General features: G+C 55.2%; 13 protein-coding genes. 8 read left to right on the top strand and 5 right to left on the bottom strand.

Features of this window, described 5'->3' with window-relative positions:
- Positions 1-3: 3 nt before the first annotated feature.
- Positions 4-222, bottom strand: a complete 219-nt coding sequence (locus WLO31_RS05140; RefSeq protein ID WP_435929418.1) for an MbtH family protein — start codon at positions 220-222, stop codon at positions 4-6.
- A 3-nt stretch (positions 223-225) separates the two neighbouring features.
- Positions 226-1452, bottom strand: a complete 1227-nt coding sequence (gene fes, locus WLO31_RS05135; protein ID WP_435929417.1) for an enterochelin esterase — start codon at positions 1450-1452, stop codon at positions 226-228.
- Positions 1453-1730: 278 nt separating this feature from the next.
- Between fes and WLO31_RS05130 the strand changes: the two genes are divergently transcribed.
- The 3 genes from WLO31_RS05130 (at position 1731) to gdhA (ending at position 6237) form a co-directional block, all read left to right on the top strand.
- Positions 1731-3995 (top strand): TonB-dependent siderophore receptor, encoded by a 2265-nt coding sequence (locus WLO31_RS05130; RefSeq protein ID WP_435929416.1) that lies wholly within the window; start codon positions 1731-1733, stop codon positions 3993-3995.
- A 116-nt stretch (positions 3996-4111) separates the two neighbouring features.
- Positions 4112-4786 carry an enterobactin synthase subunit EntD gene (gene entD, locus WLO31_RS05125; protein ID WP_435929415.1) on the top strand — a complete coding sequence of 225 codons (675 nt, stop codon included), beginning with the start codon at positions 4112-4114 and terminating at the stop codon, positions 4784-4786.
- A gap of 107 nt (positions 4787-4893) precedes the next feature.
- Positions 4894-6237, top strand: a complete 1344-nt coding sequence (gene gdhA, locus WLO31_RS05120; protein WP_435929413.1) for an NADP-specific glutamate dehydrogenase — start codon at positions 4894-4896, stop codon at positions 6235-6237.
- Positions 6238-6288: 51 nt separating this feature from the next.
- On the opposite strand, the gene WLO31_RS05115 is transcribed toward gdhA, so the two are convergent.
- Together WLO31_RS05115 and WLO31_RS05110 are read right to left on the bottom strand one after the other, a co-directional pair.
- Complete coding sequence (locus tag WLO31_RS05115; RefSeq protein WP_435929412.1) at positions 6289-10080, bottom strand: NAD(P)-binding protein; 3792 nt, start codon at positions 10078-10080, stop codon at positions 6289-6291.
- Positions 10081-10735: 655 nt separating this feature from the next.
- On the bottom strand, positions 10736-10930 hold the full coding sequence (locus WLO31_RS05110) for a hypothetical protein (protein WP_435929410.1): 195 nt from the start codon (positions 10928-10930) through the stop codon (positions 10736-10738).
- A gap of 96 nt (positions 10931-11026) precedes the next feature.
- On the opposite strand from WLO31_RS05110, the gene WLO31_RS05105 reads away from it, so the two are divergent.
- On the top strand, positions 11027-12187 hold the full coding sequence (locus tag WLO31_RS05105) for a pyridoxal phosphate-dependent aminotransferase (RefSeq protein WP_435929409.1): 1161 nt from the start codon (positions 11027-11029) through the stop codon (positions 12185-12187).
- An 841-nt stretch (positions 12188-13028) separates the two neighbouring features.
- On the opposite strand, the gene opgB is transcribed toward WLO31_RS05105, so the two are convergent.
- Positions 13029-15320 carry a phosphatidylglycerol--membrane-oligosaccharide glycerophosphotransferase gene (gene opgB / locus WLO31_RS05100; protein WP_435929407.1) on the bottom strand — a complete coding sequence of 764 codons (2292 nt, stop codon included), beginning with the start codon at positions 15318-15320 and terminating at the stop codon, positions 13029-13031.
- 414 nt (positions 15321-15734) lie between these two features.
- Between opgB and ahpC the strand changes: the two genes are divergently transcribed.
- From ahpC to WLO31_RS05080, 4 genes are all read left to right on the top strand, one after another.
- Positions 15735-16298 carry an alkyl hydroperoxide reductase subunit C gene (gene ahpC, locus WLO31_RS05095; protein WP_435929405.1) on the top strand — a complete coding sequence of 188 codons (564 nt, stop codon included), beginning with the start codon at positions 15735-15737 and terminating at the stop codon, positions 16296-16298.
- A gap of 74 nt (positions 16299-16372) precedes the next feature.
- The gene (gene ahpF, locus WLO31_RS05090) at positions 16373-17941 is read left to right on the top strand and encodes an alkyl hydroperoxide reductase subunit F (protein WP_435929404.1); all 1569 of its coding nucleotides are present in this window, start codon (positions 16373-16375) and stop codon (positions 17939-17941) included.
- A 226-nt stretch (positions 17942-18167) separates the two neighbouring features.
- Complete coding sequence (locus tag WLO31_RS05085) at positions 18168-18500, top strand: DUF1971 domain-containing protein (protein WP_435929402.1); 333 nt, start codon at positions 18168-18170, stop codon at positions 18498-18500.
- A 10-nt stretch (positions 18501-18510) separates the two neighbouring features.
- Positions 18511-18864 (top strand): DUF1869 domain-containing protein, encoded by a 354-nt coding sequence (locus WLO31_RS05080; RefSeq protein ID WP_435929400.1) that lies wholly within the window; start codon positions 18511-18513, stop codon positions 18862-18864.
- Positions 18865-18955 lie beyond the last annotated feature (91 nt).

The raw sequence follows: 18955 nt of genomic DNA, 5'->3' as shown, positions 1-18955 counted from the left end.
CACTCACTTCGAACCTCCATCTTGCGCAAAAGATGTCGGTTGTAAATTCGTCCAGTTATCTTTAAGCCAGCGATTGCACTCTTCCGGCAGCGCGGGCTCGCATACCACCTGCCAGCCTGCGGGCAGCGCGCAGTCCTCCGGCCACAGGCTGAACTGCTTTGCGGGATTTTCGAGGATGAAAAATCGGCCCTGCGGGGCGTCGAAAGGATTACTGTATTCCATGCCTTACTCCTGTCTGATCGGGGCTTGCCAGAGCCAGGCCAGCCCGTCGAGCAGGCCGCCGCGCCAGCAAAGCGCATCGTGTCCACCGTCAATCTCGCGGTAGAAAACAGCTTGCTGTGTCTGTTGCAGTAAGGGATAAAGGCGCAGATTTACCCGGTGGATAAGCGGTTCACGAATGCCCGCTTCAAGGTAAATACGCAAGGGTTCAGGCCTGATTTGACCTTCCTGTAGCTGCCTGATGAGCAGCCCATCCTGCGCCTGCGGGTCGCGCTTCGGCCACCAGTAAGAGCCGGACTGGCTTAAGACGCAGCCGAAGGTTTCCGGCCAGCGCAGCCCCGCATAAAGCGATGACAGTCCGCCGAAGCTTTGCCCGGCCACGACCGTGGTCTGGGGGTTATTATTCCAGGCCGCATATTCCCCTAGCCGGGGGAGAAGCTCTTCCTGCACCGCCAGCCAGAAATCCGGGTTACAGGGCAGCTCCCGGCTGCGGTGCTCGTTATCAATAATGTCTATCAGCACGTAAACGGCTTCCGGCAGCGCGCCAGCGTTGGTTTGCGCCTGAAGCGCCGGCCACGCGGGCATGCCTTCCGCCCAGAATTGCCCGTCGAGCAAAATCGCCAGCGGGCGCTGCTCCGGTGCGCTGTTACCGGTGGTGAAAATCCATACGCGACGCTGGTTATTAAGTCGTTTACTCCGCCAGGTAATGCATTGAGCAGCTTCCCATGACGCCGCCGGGTTATCCCACCCGGGCTGAACCGGCGCGTCGGGCAGATGAAGGGCTGAGACGGGATGCCCGCGCCCGCCCTTCCAGCTATCCGGGTTGAACGGGTCGGCAATCGCGCGCGGCAGCAGCTTGCGCCAGCCTTCGCGCAGGGCGATACGGTCTGGCGCCTCTCCGGTAAATGCCGCAGCGGGAAAATCGTCTTCGCCGGATGAGGGGATCAGGCAGTAATTGCCACGCCATGTCGACGCAAGCTCCGTTTGCCATTGCCAGACGTCGGTACCCGCCACGCGCTCCAGCGTTTGCGGGCGGGAACGCTGATGGTGATCGGTGACGCCGGTGATATAGATCCAGACGCGTTTAACGTCCGACGTGCGCTCGTCTCCTGCCGGATCCCGCCACCAGAAAGTTACCGTGCAATTGCCATCCTTTTCGCACAGGACAGACGGCCCGCGCCGCGCCGCTATCTCCCGCCACCAGCTTTCACTTCCCGTTTGCACCTGAGCCACCAAAGCTTAATCCCATGTTATTAATGGAATAATTTTCATCGAATAGAAATATATTGATAATACTATTGATAATTATTTTCATTTGCAATAGCGTATTTGCGCACGTTAGGCTACCGGTCTACTGAGCGAAAACAATAAGTTGCCGATTTGCAGGGGAAATATTGCTCTTTTGTTCAATATTGACGCGCGGTATCGGTATCACCCAATGACACCCATGCTGCACTCTGGCCCGCTGGGCAAGGAAGACGCAGAGAACAGCGGAAAAGCAGGCCTTCATAATGAATAAGAAGATCCAGTATTCCCTCCTGATGCTCATCAATATGGGAATTTACAGCGTTGCGCCTTCGGCATTTGCGCAAGAGAACGCTGCTGACAGCAAAGAAACCGCACAGAACTCCACCAAGGAAGACACCATAGTCGTAACGGCCGCCCAGCAGAATCTGCAGGCGCCGGGCGTCTCCACCATCACCGCTGAAGAACTCAAAAAGCGCCCGCCCGCGCGTGACGTCTCCGAAATCGTCCGCACCATGCCGGGCGTGAACCTGACCGGCAACTCCACCAGCGGCCAGCGCGGCAACAACCGCCAGATTGATATTCGCGGCATGGGGCCGGAAAACACGCTCATTTTAATCGACGGCAAACCGGTGACCAGCCGTAACTCCGTACGCCTTGGCTGGCGCGGCGAGCGCGATACGCGCGGCGACGCAAGCTGGGTTCCGCCAGAGATGGTCGAACGTATTGAAGTTATCCGCGGCCCGGCAGCGGCTCGCTACGGTAACGGCGCCGCGGGCGGCGTGGTGAACATCATCACCAAAAAAGGCAACGGCGAGTGGCACGGTACCTGGAATACCTATCTGAACGCCCCTGAGCATAAAGACGAAGGTTCAACCAAACGCACCAACTTCAGTCTCAACGGCCCGCTGGGCGGGGATTTCAGCTTCCGCCTGTACGGTAACCTGGATAAAACCCAGGCCGACGCCTGGGATATCAACCAGGGCCATCAGTCTGAGCGTACCGGCAATTATTCAAATACGTTGCCTGCGGGGCGTGAAGGCGTAATCAATAAAGATATCAACGGCGTAGTGCGCTGGGACTTTGCGCCGATGCAGTCTCTGGAATTCGAAACCGGCTACAGCCGCCAGGGCAACCTCTATTCGGGCGATACCCAGAACACCAACACCAACGACATTGTGAAAAAGAACTACGGCAAAGAGACCAACCGCCTTTATCGCCAGTCTTATTCCCTGACCTGGAACGGCGGCTGGGACAACGGGCTTACCACCAGCAACTGGGTGCAGTACGAGCACACCCGCAACTCGCGTAAGCAGGAAGGCCTGGCCGGCGGTACCGAAGGCATCTTCGCCAGTAACAAATTCAAGGATATCGACCTGAACGACGTGCTGCTGCACAGCGAGGTGAATATCCCGATTGATTTCGTGGTGAACCAGAATCTGACGCTTGGGACCGAATGGAACCAGCAGCGCATGAAAGATATGGCCTCCAATGGGCAGACCTTTATGGGCGGCGATATTCCGGGGCAGAGCAGCACCGATCGCAGCCCGTATTCCAGAGCAAAGATTTTCTCCCTGTTTGCGGAAGACAATATGGAGCTGACCGACAGCACCATGCTGACGCCGGCCCTTCGCTTCGATCATCACAGCATTGTGGGTAACAACTGGAGCCCGTCGCTGAACCTGTCTCAGGGCCTGGGCGACGACTTTACGCTGAAAATGGGTATCGCCCGCGCTTATAAAGCGCCAAGCCTGTATCAGACCAACCCGAACTATATTCTGTACAGCAAAGGCCAGGGCTGCTACGCCAGCAGCACCGGCGTGGGCTGCTACATGATGGGTAACGACGACCTTAAGGCCGAAACCAGCATTAACAAAGAGATTGGCCTTGAGTTCAAGCGCGACGGCTGGCTGGCCGGCGTGACCTGGTTCCGTAACGACTACCGCGACAAAATTGAAGCGGGCTATGCGCCAGTCGGTCAGACATCCAAAGGCACCACCAAAACCGATCTCTACCAGTGGGAAAACATCCCTAAAGCGGTGGTTGAAGGGCTGGAAGGGACGCTGAACGTGCCGGTTAGCGATAGCGTAAACTGGACGAACAACCTGACTTACATGCTGCAAAGCAAGAACAAGGAGACCGGCGAGCGCCTGTCCGTTATCCCGGAGTACACCCTGAACTCGACGCTGAGCTGGCAGATTGTGCAGGACGTTTCCGTTCAGTCGACCTTCACCTGGTACGGCAAGCAGCAGCCGAAAAAGTATAACTACAAAGGTCAGGCGGCGACCGGGCCTGAAACCAATGAAGTCAGCCCTTACAGCATTGTTGGCTTAAGCGGCACCTGGGATGCGACCAAAAACGTCAGCCTGACGGCGGGTATCGACAACCTGTTCGATAAACGCCACTGGCGCGCGGGTAACGCGCAGACCACGGGCAGTCTCACCGATGCTTCTCATATGGCTGGCGCAGGCGCGTACACCTACAACGAATCCGGCCGTACTTACTATGTGAGCGTCAACACGCACTTCTAAGCGTGAAGGTAGCGGTGGATGGCGCTTCGCTTATCCACCCTGCAACGCCTCACCTTTCCGCAGGGCGGCCAAGCGCATACGCCGCCCGCTTTTCTTTCTGACCGCGGCCATATGCCATGCAAGCTCATACCACGCACTTTACCTTCCCCGGTACCACGCAGCGTATTATGCGCGTGGATTTTGCTGCCAGCACTTATCAGCCGGGCGATCTGCTGTGGTTGCCCCACGCTTCACGGTTAGCTAACGCGGTAAATAAACGTTGTGCGGAGCATCTTGCAGGCCGTATCGCCGCCGTTGAAGCCCTGCGGTTAAGCGGCGTGAACGATTATATTCCCGACATTGGGCCGCACCGCGCGCCCTGCTGGCCGCCGGGATTTACCGGCAGCATCACCCATACCGACAAAGTAGCGCTGGCGACGGTTATTGCCGATAGCCCGGCCAGGCCCTGCGGTATCGGCATCGATACCGAAATCATAATCAACGCTTATGACGCGCAGGAGATTGCCGATGGCATCGTTAACGCAGCCGAGCGTGAGCGGCTGGGCGCCTGCGGCCTGCCCTTCCCCGCAGCCTTAACGTTAGCCTTCTGCGCTAAAGAGAGTTTATTCAAAGCGTTATACCGACACGTCGGGCAATATTTCGATTTTTCCGCAGCAGAAATCACGGCGGTTAACGCGCAGATTCTCGAACTAAAACTTCTCGCCCGCCTGGGGCCTTTTGCAGCGCAACAAAGCTTTTCCGCGCGCTGGTTTCGTGACGCAGAGCGATTAACAACGCTAATACGGCTCTGAGAATAATAAAAAGAAAACGCTTGCGGCGACGTGATAAGTGAATGTTATAGTCAAAAAATAACCACTATAGCCAACACAACAACATTGACGACAAGGAGTTATTCTCTATGGAGAGTACTATTTCCCTGGAACAATTTTTAACCTCTGTACAACAGCGCGACCCGCACCAGACCGAATTTTCCCAGGCGGTGCGCGAAGTTATGACCACCCTGTGGCCTTTTCTTGAGCAGAATCCGCAGTATCGCCGTGCGGCATTGCTGGAGCGCCTGGTCGAGCCCGAGCGCGTGATTCAGTTCCGCGTCGCCTGGGTGGATGATCGCAATCAGGTGCAGGTTAACCGCGCCTGGCGCGTACAGTTCAGCTCCGCCATCGGGCCTTTTAAAGGCGGGATGCGTTTTCATCCGTCGGTAAACCTCTCCATCCTGAAATTCCTCGGCTTTGAACAGACGTTCAAAAATGCCCTTACCACTTTGCCAATGGGCGGCGGTAAAGGCGGCAGCGACTTTAACCCGAAAGGCAAAAGCGAAGGCGAAGTCATGCGATTCTGCCAGGCGCTGATGCTCGAGCTTTACCGGCATCTGGGGCCGGATACCGATGTGCCCGCGGGCGATATCGGCGTGGGCGGCCGCGAAGTCGGCTTTATGGCGGGGATGATGAAAAAGCTCTCCAACAATACCGCCAGCGTGTTTACCGGCAAAGGCCTCTCCTTCGGCGGCAGCCTGATCCGGCCGGAGGCGACGGGGTACGGCCTGATTTACTTCACCGACGCCATGCTGCAGCGTCACGGGCTGGGTTTTGAAGATATGCGTGTTGCGGTATCCGGTTCCGGCAACGTGGCGCAATATGCCATCGAAAAAGCGATGGCGCTGGGCGCTCGCGTTATCACAGCGTCCGACTCAAACGGCACCGTGGTTGACGAGGAAGGTTTCACGACGGAAAAACTGGCGCGCCTGTGCGAAATCAAAGCCAGCCGCGACGGCCGCGTAGTGGATTACGCGCGCGAATTCGGGCTGACTTACCTTGAAGGCCAGCAGCCGTGGAACGTGCCGGTGGATATTGCCCTGCCGTGCGCCACCCAGAACGAACTGGATGAAGAGGCGGCTCGCACGCTTATCGCCAACGGCGTGAAGGCGGTCGCGGAAGGCGCGAACATGCCGACCACTATCGAAGCCACCGATTTGTTCCTCGAAGCAGGCGTGCTGTTCGCGCCGGGCAAAGCGGCCAACGCGGGCGGCGTAGCAACCTCCGGGCTGGAAATGGCGCAGAACGCCGCGCGTCTGAGCTGGAAAGCCGAAAAAGTGGATATTCGCCTGCACCACATCATGCTGGATATCCACGAAGCCTGCGTCAACTACGGCGGCGAGGGTAAACAAACCCATTACGTGCGCGGCGCAAACATTGCAGGCTTTGTGAAAGTAGCCGATGCGATGCTGGGGCAAGGCGTGCTTTAACGTTTTCGCCGGTCGCTGAGAAAAAATCCACGCCATGGCGTGGATTTTTTTTTACGAATCGGACCCGGAGCGCACATAGCCCCGGCTTTTTACTTTTTCGGCGGCGGCCTTCCCGGCAAGGAAAGCGTGGTCGGAATTGTAATATTCCCATTCGCTGTAGCGTCCGGCCAGAGTAATGTCCTGCGTCAGCAGCCACCTGCGTATCGTCTCAACGTTGCTTTTGCGCTGCCTGTCGTAAATAACATAGGCAAATGGAATATCGACCTGATTGGTGGTGATAATCTCATCGTCAGCGTTGAAGATACCTGCCGCAATGCATTCGCGAATGCACCTGTCGGTCAGCGCCTTCCCTTCCAGCGGCAGCGGTTTGCTGTCCGAATAGCTTATTTCACACGTCAGCCCGCAGCCGCCAGGGGGATTGCACTCGGGGCTCGCATTCCCCTGCACGAATATCCTGTGAAATACGGTATCGCCTGCAAAGTAGATCCAGTGCTTATCCGTTAAATCCGCCCGCCCTATGCCCAGGTTGACGCACCTGACCGACACGTGACGCAAACCTTTGGCCGCCGCCCGCACCTCTGCGGGGGCTTCATCCCCCATCATCCTTATTAACTCAGGCAGCACCAGGGTGCTGATTAGCTGCTCGTAGCGGTAGTGCCTGCCGTCACGGAGCACGACAATATGCTGGTTGGGGTAAATCTGGCTAATCTCAGCGCCCGTCTCCACGACGCCCTGAATATGCGGTAAAAAGCCGGACATCAGCGCCTGGAAACCTCCTTTTCGCGGATAGCCAAAGCGCGCGTTTGGCCCCATCGGTTTGCCGACGGGTTCAATAGCGCCTTCGATAATCTGCGCTAAATCCGGCAGCGGCACGCGTCCGCCCAGCCACGATGTTTCCATGTCTGAGAGCGGTACGGTCCATAATTTTTTGTTGTAAGGAATAGCAAAGTGGCGAGCAATACCCTTTCCCCACGTCTGGTAGATAAAGGCTTCAAAGCTGTCTTTTGCGCACGCCTGGCCTGTGGCAACCGAGTGGTTGAAATCAGGCACCGTTCCGTCAGCGCAGCAGTCGGCAAGCAGCTTTTGATTATCAGACGCGTTCACCGCGCCGCCAGCCTGCCCGTATCTGGCCTCTATCGCACCGAGCAGGCACTCCTTGATTGTCTCAGCAGGCAAACCGTAGAGCGCCCCCTGGAAGGGGTAACGGGTATATACGCCGTTGGTATAAATCCATGCTTCGCGCGCCTGCCAGTGAATATTGTCGCCCAACAGCATGTCATAGAGATCCAGCACGTAGGGATCGTTTGAGAACATAATGTGTCCGGCATAATCGAAGGTAAATCCTTTATCTTCAATGGAGCGACACCATCCCCCCACGCTGCCATTACGCTCGAGCAACACGGCCTCAGAGCCGTAATGATACGCGGCGCTCAGACCGGTTGGCCCGGCGCCCAGAATCAGGCAGCGCGCGGCGCTTACCTTACCTGCGTGTGCCAGAGGCAGGCGCGTAACCTGATGCTGCTCCGCCTCTTCGTTTATCTCCTGCGCCTGAACCTGAACCGCCTGCTCCTGCGCGAATGCTTTCTCCATCAGCTCGTGCATCGCCCTTGCGGTATTATCCCACGAGGTTGCAGAGACTATGGCTTTCATCTCCTGACGCTGCGCGGACTGGGTTTCCGGCGTCATTGCCAGCGCCTGTTCGCAGGCATGAATAAAGCCCGCGATGTCATGGGCTACGGCCACAATATGACCATAAGGCTCTACCACATCGGTGATCGCGGTGCTGACAACCGGCAGCTCCGCGGCCATATACTCAAGAACTTTCGTCGGGCTGATATAGCGCGTTGAGGCGTTAAGCGCAAAAGGCATCAGGCAGACATCCCAGCCGGCCATAAAATGCGGCAAAGCCTGATAAGGCTGCATGCCGAGGTAATGAATGTTTTCCCGTTGGGGAAGCCGGGCCGGGTCGATTTTCACCACCGGCCCCACCATAATCAGCTGCCATTCCGGATGCGCATCCGCCAGCGCGGCGAGCAAAGCCAGATCCATTCGCTCATCGATAACGCCGCAATAGCCCAGGCGAGGATGCGGCAACGCATCCTGCAACGGATGATGATTGCTTCTGTCGAGCGCCTGTTCAAAATGCACGGCGTCCACGCTGCTCGAAAAACAGTGAACGTTGGGATGCCGCCCTGCTTTTGCGGCATACAGGCTCGGCCCTCCGGTAAAAACGATATCCGCCCGCGCCAGCAGCGCAGACTCACGTTGCATCAGCTGTCTGGGCGCTTTCTCAAAGGCGGAGAGCTCGTCCATACAATCGTATACCACAAGCGCTGGCGTAAACCCGGTCAGCAAGGGCAGCGCCATCGGGGTATAAAACCAGACAATCGGCGTCTCGTTTTCCTCAATGAACTCCGCCAGCAGCGGCTGCATATAAGCGATTTGGCTGTCGTGAAAACCCGCTACCTGTAAAGGCGTGTGAGGCCGCACCACCGTTACATTAGGCGCGGGATGCGAAAGCGCAAGCCCGGGTGAATCAGGCGAAAAGAGCGGCTCTTCAATAAAAAATATCTGATAATGCTGAGCCAGGCGGGTCAGTAAGTGCTGGGGACGCTGGAAAACGAAGTCCCACCGTAAGTGACTAAAAATATAAATGTTTTTCATAGAAAGCCTTTGTCTTCTGATGTCTGTTACAACGTCCAGTCGCTTGCGAAAGAGATCCAGCCTGTGCTGCGCCCGTAACAGGGCGGTGGCATAAACCGTATCCAGTCGTCGCGCGAATGGATCCGCGCCGTCGCGGTCAAGCTCCCATAGCCCGCTATGATGCCAGGCAGTTTCATCTTCCCAGTCCGGCCGGTCGATGATGGGGTAAAGACAGACCCCCAATATTTCAGCGCCCGCCAGCTGGGCCTGTGCTACTTCCGTTACCACCTGCTCTATCCATGCCCCACGCCCGCTGCCCACATGGCTGGTTTCCGCCAGTAAAATGGGCCGCTGGTAACGTTGATAAAGCTCCAGCAGCATCTCGTAAGGCCGTCTGCGTCTTGGGTCGCCCAGATGCCACCAAAGCCGCTGATTGCTGCCGCTTTCCCATTGATTGTTGTGGTAATAATTGGCGCCTATCAGATCCAGATAACGCGGCGCTCCCCCCAGTTCCGGCTCTGCTCTACCGGCCAGCATGTCCCAGGACTGAAACTGGGCGGCGTGCCAGTTGGCCACATCTTCCAGCCATTCAGGACTGTTATCCGGCGGCACCAGATGAATGATGGGGTCGCAATGGAGAATTCTGGCCCGCGGGTCAGCCAGCCAGATGGCATCGCAGGCGGCGATGCATGCCCGCACCAGCTGGCGTTTGCCTTCTTCTCCGGTGCGCTCGCCGGGAGGCGCGGAGCAGGGAAACAGCCCTACCGACAATCCCCAGCTGGTAAAGGAAATTTCGTTAACCGGTGAATAAACGGGCGCCTGCGAATAGTAAGGCCGCAAAAAGGCGGCCAGAGCGCCGCATAGGCGGGCAAAGCGCGTAACAAAATCTGCTGCGAAGATGTCGGTGTCGTCTGGCCAGCCGTAATGGCAAATCGTCCAGCAAATCTGGATATTCTCCTTTTCTGCCGCGGCCATCTTTGCCGCAATGGTTGAAAAGTCATATCCGTCTTTGCCTTCCACTAAACGCCAGCCGACGCTTTCACGGACGGTCGCAAAACCAAAGGGATTTAGCCGCTGATAGTCCTCGCGCGCCCGCAGATCGTGTCCCGTAGCGGCGTTCATGGAAACGGCGTTTCCCCATCTTGTTCTGTGATCGGCACCTTCGAAACCCGCCTGCCAAAAAGAGTTGAAGAGCGTCATTTCACCGCCTTAACGGAATAAATTATTGCTTCGATAGTTTATTTGCGGCTCCGTAGCAGCCGCTTCGTTTATTTTCGATTAAAAAAGTCAGGGCCAGCCCCTGATTAAAATTGGCAAATAGTTTTTGGCCAGGCGAGGGCGACATAACATGTTGTCATGCTCTCACTGGCTGTTTAAAAAGTCGTTGATAAAGCAAATAAATAATCCAGCAGGGTGAAGCAGATGAGTCTTTTAAGTTTCGGCGGCAAGAAAAATAATCGTCCAGTATAATTCCCGAACAGGATGGCGGATTAATTTTTAAAGGCAGCGCCGCCCCCGGTTAGTTTATGCCGTTTGGTATAGCTGCCCCGTACCGATTCCCGCAGGCGGCTTTGGTTACTTTCAGGAAAATTGAATGCTAAGGCCAGTTGCCCGACAACTTCATCATTAATTTTTTTAGTTTTATAATCACTATTATTAACCACCTGGTTCTAAAGGACTTAAGCCTGAAAATAAGCATAAAAAACAAGAGCAGTTTAAATTTACTCGCACCACTCTATTAAAAGTAGTCGTAAATTCGGTGCTTAACCATAGCACTGGCAAGTTTAAAGATAATAATTTTTTAATAAGTTTGGGCGAGGGAAAAATACGCCAAAATGTGTGTCAGATGAACGCGTTATTCAATGTTCCGGCTTAAGGTTAACTTTTTCAGTAAAAAACTGGATAACCCATTGCCAGGCGATATTACCCGCTGAGCCAGGCCGCTTTTCTTCTGGAGTAGTTGCCGCTGGCGCCAGATGGCAGCAGCTCGATTTTTTCCTGGCTGCAGGCGCGAGCCGGTAGGCATCTCTCTTTTCACCTGATTAGCCATATAGTTATTCCTTGCCGGCCTAAAGGTCGCTGGCTGCAGCGTGCTATAGTGCCGGCAACATAAGATGCCATGTATCCCATCAAAGGTCGCCTAACCATGAGCCAGAATCCCTTGATTCCCGAGAGCAAACTGCCCGCTCTTGGCACCACCATCTTTACGCAGATGAGCCAGCTTGCGCAGCAGCATCGGGCCATTAACCTGTCGCAGGGCTTTCCGGATTTCGACGGGCCGCGTTATTTGCAGGAGCGCCTCGCTTTTCACGTAGCTAACGGCGCAAACCAGTACGCACCGATGACCGGCGTGCAGGCGCTGCGCGAAGCCATTGCCGATAAAACCGCCGCGCTCTACGGTTATAAACCTGATGCAAATACCGGGATCACGGTAACAGCCGGGGCGACAGAGGCCCTTTACGCGGCAATCACCGCGCTGGTTCGCCCAGGCGACGAAGTCATCTGCTTTGACCCCAGCTACGACAGCTATGCGCCAGCCGTAACGCTTTCCGGCGGCATTCTCAAACGCATCGCCCTGCAACCGCCCTTTTTCCGCGTTGACTGGGAAGAATTTGCCGCGCAGCTTAGCCCGCGCACGCGCCTGGTTATTCTGAACACGCCGCACAATCCATCGGCAACCCTGTGGCGTAAAAGCGACTATGCCGCGCTCTGGCAGGCAATCGGGCAGCAGGAAGTTTACGTATTGAGCGATGAAGTTTACGAGCATATTTGCTTTGCCGAAGAAGGCCATGCCAGCGTGCTTGCCCATCCGCAGCTTCGCGAGCGTGCGATCGCCGTATCTTCATTTGGCAAAACGTTCCATATGACAGGCTGGAAAGTAGGCTACTGCGTGGCACCGGCGGCAATTAGCGCCGAGCTGCGCAAAGTGCATCAGTATCTGACTTTCGCCGTCAATACCCCGGCGCAGCTTGCGATAGCAGATATGCTGCGCGCGGCGCCCGAACATTATCGTGAATTACCGGCCTTCTATCGCGCCCGACGCGACAGGTTTATTCAGAAGCTGGCGGAGAGCCGTTTTGAAATACTGCCATGCGAAGGCACTTACTTCCTGCTGGCGGATTACAGCGCGATTTCCGATCTTGACGACGTGAGTTTCTGCCAGTGGCTGACGAAAGAGGTGGGCGTGGCGGCGATCCCGCTTTCGGTGTTCTGCGCCGATCCGTTCCCGCATAAGTTGATTCGCCTGTGTTTTGCGAAGCAGGAAGCGACGCTGGATGCGGCGGCTGAGCGGTTGTGTAAAATTTGATTAAGGGTCGGATGGCGGTGGATGGCGCTGGCGCTTATCCACCCTACACGAACTGTAAGTCCGGTAATCGTAGGTCGGATAAGCATAGCGCCACCCGACATTCAGCAATCGTAGCCCGGATAAGCATAGCGCCATCCGACATTCAGCAATCGTAGCTCGGATAAGCATAGCGCCACCCGATATCCGGTAATCGTAGGTCGGGTAAGCGCAGCGCCACCCGACAATTGGTAATCGTAGGTCGGGTAAGCGCAGCGCCACCCGACATTCAGCAATCGCAGGTCGGGTAAACGCAGCGCCACCCGACATTCAGCAATCGCAGGTCGGGTAAACGCAGCGCCATCCGACATTCGGCAACCGTAGCCTGGATAAGCATACCGCCACCCGACATTCAGCAACCGTAGGTCGGGTAAGCGCAGCGCCATCCGACATTCAGCAACCGTAGCCCGGATAAGCATAGCGCCACCCGACAATTGGCAACCGTAGGTCGGGTAAGCGCAGCGCCATCCGACATTCAGCAATCGTAGCCCGGATAAGCATAGCGCCACCCGACAATTGGCAACCGTAGGTCGGGTAAGCGCAGCGCCATCCGACATTCAGCAATCGTAGCCCGGATAAGCATAGCGCCACCCGATATCCGGTAATCGTAGGTCGGATAAGCGTAGCGCCATCCGACATTCAGCAATCGTAGCCCGGATAAGCATACCGCCACCCGACAATTGGCAACCGTAGGTCGGATAAGCGCAGCGTCATCCGACATTCAGCAATTGTAGCCCGGATAAGCATACCGCCACCCGATATCCGGTAACTGTAGGTCGGGTAAGCGCAGCGCCACCCGACTTCGTTAAGCCGCGGGCACCACTTTAATATTCTCCATCCCAATTCCTAGCTTGCGTGGTTCATGGCCGAGAATATTGCCCTCATTGGACAGCTGCGGCTCCGGCGGAATGATTTCAAGCAGATTGCTGCGATCCGGATTATCGAAATGCAGCGTGGTGGTGGTGAGTTCGGCGCCAAGCGTCAAAGTTTGCTGCTGGCTGCCTACCTTAACCGGCACCGCTTTTCCCGCGTTAGGCCCGAAGGCTTTGGCGGTGATCACCAGGTCGAATTTCTCCGGCAGCGGTTCGGCGTATTCAATCTTCACCTCTGGCGCCAGATTGGCGTTTGACCAGCGTCCCCAGGCCTCAGGACGTGAGATGCCGCTAAACTGCTTCACGTTTTGCGGCGCGCCCGGCACGCTGAAGATAAAGCTGTCCGCCTGATAGCGAATCGCGTTTTCATCGGTTTTCAGCGACGCCACGTTATGGTTGAATCTGTCTTTATCAAGCGGCCCATCGACAAATTTCACCGCCTGCTTATCAGCCTGCGCCTCCACCAGACGCACCGAAGGCTTGCCGCCCAGCTGCCCCTGCGACACGCACAGGCCGGTAGAGAGCGCCAGTTGCGGATCCCACAGACGCGCCATCTTGAAGCAGCGGTCAACCCAGATAAACTTATCTTTTACAGAAAAATCTGCCAGCTGATAACGCAGCGGCGCGGAATATTCGCTTTCCGGCAGCGGCTCAATTTTATCGTCGGAAATACGCAGCAGCAGCGGCATTTTAAAGTGCGCGCCGGAGTAGCTAAAGGTGTTTTTCTTTTGATCGATGGAGTATTCCGTGATGGTTTTCGGGAAGTCCCACAGGTCGATAACGTCCGGCTTCCATTCAAGGATTTTCTGTTTGATATTCATAAATACGGTGGAGAGCGACTCGCTCGAAATACTGCTGCGCCCAAGCCCGATATAATTGTCGCCGCCCAGAATATCCAGCACCGTCGCGCCGTTATCCATCGTACTGCGTTTCACCGGAATTAGCCTGGCTTCCGGCTTGTCGCCCCGAATAATAAAGAATAAATCATCGCGCTCCTGCTTATTAAGATATTTATAAGCCGTGTTATTCATCGCCAGATGGTCGGACGAAACGACAATCACCGTATTTTTAAAATAAGGCGAGGCTTTTATTTTTTCGATCAGCGCCGCCACGTGTTCCTGGCTACAGGCTACCGCGCTGAACGACTGGTTAACCTTACCGTCGAATGTGTAGCTGCGGCGATGGCAGGTCTTTGAAATAAAGCCGTCCGGGTGATGCGTATCTACCGTCAGCGTAAATAACGAGAAACGCTTATCCGCTTTTGAAAGCTCGATAAATTTTTCGTAGACCTCATCCAGCACCGTATCGTCATAAAAGCCCCAGTTATTGCGATAGGTCGGGTCGGCGACGATATTTTTCAGCTCCTGCGCGCCATAGATATGCTCAAAGCCGTGGGATTGTAAAAAGACATCTTTACCCGCAAAGCGCAGGTCCGCGCCCTGCATAAAGTAGTTTTCATAGCCGGAAGCTTTCAGAATATCGCCAAGACAGACGTTTTTCGGGAAAAAGCTCGACATAGAAGCCGACGAGTTGCCTTCGAAGGGCGCAAATAAGGGAATGCCGCACTGGGAGGAAACCATGCCGGCAATGGTGTAATCGGTACCCGGCAGCTGGCCGGTATGGCTAAAATCCATACCTGAATCTTTCAGTCCGGTTAATTCAGGTGCCAGGTCGGGGAATAATTCCGGCTGGAAATAGGTCCGCTCAAGGCTTTCGCCATAAATATAAACCAGGTTCAGCTTCGGATGATTAATAACGCCATGCGGAGTTTTATAATAAGCAGCGAAATCGGACTCTCCTGTGCGGGTCTGGGATTTAACTAACTCAACCACCTGACGAAACGCAGAGGAGGCGTCCACCGAAGCCAGCGCGAGCGCCACGGCCAGCAGGCTGTAGCCAAAATGATGCGGATGTTTACGGCGGCGCAGGATCCATGTCAGCAGTCCAAAAATTACCACCAGGCCTGCCAGCACCCCGAGGCCCGGCAGAACGTATTTCCCGATGCCCGCCCCCGTCAGGCTGCTGGTCAGCGTGTAGAGCACCGCGTCATTAATTCCTTCGCCGGTAAAGTAGTTGCTGGCCACCAGCGTCACATTAAGAACGATATACAGCGTCAAAATCAGCAGGATGGAGCTAAACCACCAAAAGTTTCGACCGGCTTTAGCGGCATACACGGCAATGGCGGCCACAAACAACGAGATTGAAAACAATTCCGACAACTGCATGCCCCTCACTAAAATGGACGCCTTACCGGCGCGATTTGCCTCAGAGAAATTCTGAGCGCTCAATCTAGCGTCGAAGAGATAGCGTTGCAATTTGTCTGTCACAAAAATGTGCTGCATTGCGGAATTGTCGAATATTCTCCTTTATAGGAAAAATCTATTGCAGCCATCGTTACTACAACTGCCGCACGGATTGACCCTTCCACCGCATCGGTGCTGTAATTCCCGCGCTGTTATAATTTTTTAAAGTGGAATTGTAACGCGCAACATTAAGAGGCCGCCCCGCAACGGGTGGCCTTTTTCTTTTGTCGGGTTCGCTTTGTAAGGTATGACTTATTGATTCAATAAAACCTACCCATTAGAGATGAGGGGTTAACTTCGGTATCTTTCTCCCATCGCAAAACGGAGGAAGTACAGATGTCTTTAATCAATACAAAAATTAAACCATTCAAAAACAGCGCTTTTAAAAACGGTGAATTCATCGAAGTTTCCGAGCAGGACGTAGAAGGTCGCTGGAGCGTATTCTTCTTCTATCCGGCCGACTTTACCTTTGTATGCCCAACTGAGCTGGGCGACGTGGCTGACCATTACGAAGAGTTCCAGAAGCTGGGCGTAGATATCTATTCTGTTTCTACCGATACCCACTTCACCCATAAAGCATGGCACAGCAGCTCTGAAACCATCGCAAAAATCAAATACGCGATGATCGGCGACCCGACTGGCGCGCTGACCCGCAACTTCGAAAATATGCGTGAAAATGAAGGCCTGGCGGACCGCGGTACCTTTATCGTTGACCCACAGGGCATCATCCAGGCTATCGAAGTGACTGCAGAAGGCATCGGCCGTGACGCCTCTGACCTGCTGCGTAAAGTGAAAGCGGCGCAGTATGTCGCCTCTCACCCAGGCGAAGTTTGCCCGGCTAAATGGAAAGAAGGCGAAGCGACGCTTGCTCCATCTCTGGACCTGGTCGGTAAAATCTAAGCCCTACCGCGTTTGATATCCCCTTTATCGGCAGCTTTTGCTGCCGATTTTTCTCGCCATCAGGGAGACTTACCATGCTCGACACCAACATGAAAACACAGCTCAGGGCCTACCTTGAAAGATTAACTAAACCTGTTGAGCTAATTGCCACGCTCGATGACGGCCCTAAGTCATCTGAGATCAAGGAACTGCTGGCGGAGATTGCGGAATTATCTGACAAGGTAACCTTTAGCATCGATAACGCATTGCCGGTGCGTAAACCGTCGTTCCTGATTACCAACCCAGGTTCCGATAAGGGCCCGCGCTTCGCCGGTTCCCCGCTCGGCCATGAATTTACTTCTCTGGTGCTGGCGCTGCTGCAGACCGGGGGACATCCGTCGAAAGAGTCTCAGGATCTGCTTGAGCAAATCCGCGGAATCGACGGCGATTTCCACTTTGAAACTTATTATTCGCTCTCCTGCCACAACTGTCCGGACGTTGTGCAGGCGCTGAACCTGATGAGCGTGCTGAACCCGCGCATCAGCCACACCGCCATTGACGGCGGCGTCTACCAGAATGAAATTCAGGAACGCAATGTGATGGGCGTTCCGGCGGTTTACCTGAACGGCAAAGCGTTCGGCCAGGGCCGTATGACGCTCGCTGAAATCGTCGGCAAAATTGATACCGGCGCGGAAAAACGCGCGGCCGAAGCCCTGAACAAGCGCGACGCCTACGACGTGTTGATCGTCGGTAGCGGCCCGGCGGGCGCGGCGGCGGCGGTTTATGCGGCGCGTAAGGGCATTCGTACCGGTTTAATGGGCGAACGCTTTGGCGGCCAGGTGCTGGATACGGTTGATATCGAAAACTATATTTCCGTGCCGAAAACAGAAGGCCAGAAGCTGGCTGGCGCGTTGAAAGCCCACGTTGACGATTATGAGGTGGACGTTATTGATACCCAGAGCGCGAGCAAGCTGATCCCGGCCCAGGCCGAAGGCGGTTTGCATCAGATCCAGACGGCCTCTGGCGCTACGCTTAGCGCACGCAGCATTATCATTGCCACCGGTGCCAAATGGCGCAACATGAACGTACCGGGCGAAGACCAGTACCGCACCAAAGGCGTGACCTACTGCCCGCACTGCGACGGCCCGCTGTTTAAAGGCAAACGCGTGGCGGTTATCGGCGGCGGCAACTCCGGCGTGGAAGCGGCAATCGACCTGGCGGGTATTGTTGAACATGTGACGCTGCTGGAGTTTGCGCCGGAGATGAAGGCCGACCAGGTGCTGCAAAATAAGGTGCGCAGCCTGAAAAACGTCGACATTATCCTGAATGCGCAGACCCTGGAAGTGAAAGGCGACGGCGCAAAAGTCACCGGCCTGCAGTATAAAGACCGCATCACTAATAGCGTGCATGATGTCGCGTTATCAGGCATCTTCGTGCAGATCGGCCTGCTGCCGAACACAAACTGGCTGGAAGGCAGCGTTGAGCGCAACCGCATGGGCGAAATCATTATCGATGCGAAATGCGAAACGACCGTGAAGGGCGTGTTTGCTGCCGGTGACTGCACCACCGTCCCTTATAAGCAGATTATTATCGCCACCGGCGAAGGCGCCAAAGCCTCATTAAGCGCTTTTGACCACCTGATTCGCACCTCAGTCCCCGCATAAAACAAAGACTCACCTGCAAAACTCAGGCGGCTTCGGCCGCTTTTTTGCGCTCTTAACCCTCTTTACCCACTGGAAAAAAGGGGTTAATGGCACTCTGCGCGACGTCGCTTAAAGCGCAAAGTGGTACGCTGCTTCCTGAAGACTCCTGTTGATCCTCCGATAGCCGCATCGCGCATTCTGTCTGTAAAACAGGAACGAGGTTATTGCTATGTATAAGGTCGAGCTTATGAAGCGAATCGCTATTCCCTCTCATTATATACACACACGCAGCACGCCGTTATGGACGCGGGAAACCGCACCGCCCGGTATCTGGAAGCGCCATCTGGATGCCGGTACGCGGCAGGGCGTTTATCCCCGTTTAACGGTGACGCAAGGTGCGATCCGCTACTGCGGTTATGCCGATGAATTTAGCCCGCAACCGGTTGAAACGTTAACGATCGAGGCTGGCCAGTACGGCGTCTTCCCGCCGGAGAAATGGCATCTTATTGAGGCTTTATCCGACGATGTTTTATTCAACGTGGATTTTTACGTTGACCCGCAAATCCTGCTTGAGGAGTAAGGCTTAAAAAATGGATGCTCAAGAAGAAAACAAAGGCTACACGCTGGCGGTAATGAACCGTAAGAGCGGAACGGTCGCCGAAAAAGTTTACCTGAAACCGATGGCGCTCTATGTGCCGTCCGTCGCCGTCGCAGCCGTTGCCGCACTGGCGGAAAGCATAGAGCCGTCCGATGATTGTACGGTTTGCGATACCGGGTACGCGCTCACCGTCACCAATAACAATAACGGCGTCTCGGTAGATAAAGACTTTACGACGCTGGCGCAGCTCGCGCAGCCGGCTACCGCCGCCGATGCGGTGAAAGAGCTTATTAATATCGTGCGCGGCTATGACGACGATGAAGAACACAACGTTTGCGGCTGGTAGTTTTACTCGCCTTTAGCGTTTTGCCTGATGTAAAAACCCCCTTGTGGATTCACCCCATAAAGCTGGAGAATCCATTTCGGGGGCTGAAAAT

The organism is Dryocola sharpae, assembly GCF_051307055.1.
Taxonomy (GTDB): Bacteria; Pseudomonadota; Gammaproteobacteria; order Enterobacterales; family Enterobacteriaceae; genus Dryocola.
Note: the sequence above shows the minus strand (reverse complement) of the source record. Positions and strands in the feature narration are given on the sequence as shown.

Bases quoted from the DNA above. Each gene is read 5' to 3' on its own strand.
- WLO31_RS05085 (WP_435929402.1), top strand. From the start codon at position 18,168: ATGAAGCGAATCGCTATTCCCTCTCATTATATACACACACGCAGCACG.
- gdhA (WP_435929413.1), top strand. From the start codon at position 4,894: ATGGAGAGTACTATTTCCCTGGAACAATTTTTAACCTCTGTACAACAG.
- entD (WP_435929415.1), top strand. From the start codon at position 4,112: ATGCAAGCTCATACCACGCACTTTACCTTCCCCGGTACCACGCAGCGT.
- WLO31_RS05110 (WP_435929410.1), bottom strand. From the start codon at position 10,930: ATGGCTAATCAGGTGAAAAGAGAGATGCCTACCGGCTCGCGCCTGCAG.
- opgB (WP_435929407.1), bottom strand. From the start codon at position 15,320: ATGCAGTTGTCGGAATTGTTTTCAATCTCGTTGTTTGTGGCCGCCATT.
- WLO31_RS05130 (WP_435929416.1), top strand. From the start codon at position 1,731: ATGAATAAGAAGATCCAGTATTCCCTCCTGATGCTCATCAATATGGGA.
- ahpF (WP_435929404.1), top strand. From the start codon at position 16,373: ATGCTCGACACCAACATGAAAACACAGCTCAGGGCCTACCTTGAAAGA.
- ahpC (WP_435929405.1), top strand. From the start codon at position 15,735: ATGTCTTTAATCAATACAAAAATTAAACCATTCAAAAACAGCGCTTTT.
- WLO31_RS05080 (WP_435929400.1), top strand. From the start codon at position 18,511: ATGGATGCTCAAGAAGAAAACAAAGGCTACACGCTGGCGGTAATGAAC.
- WLO31_RS05105 (WP_435929409.1), top strand. From the start codon at position 11,027: ATGAGCCAGAATCCCTTGATTCCCGAGAGCAAACTGCCCGCTCTTGGC.
- WLO31_RS05115 (WP_435929412.1), bottom strand. From the start codon at position 10,080: ATGACGCTCTTCAACTCTTTTTGGCAGGCGGGTTTCGAAGGTGCCGAT.
- WLO31_RS05140 (WP_435929418.1), bottom strand. From the start codon at position 222: ATGGAATACAGTAATCCTTTCGACGCCCCGCAGGGCCGATTTTTCATC.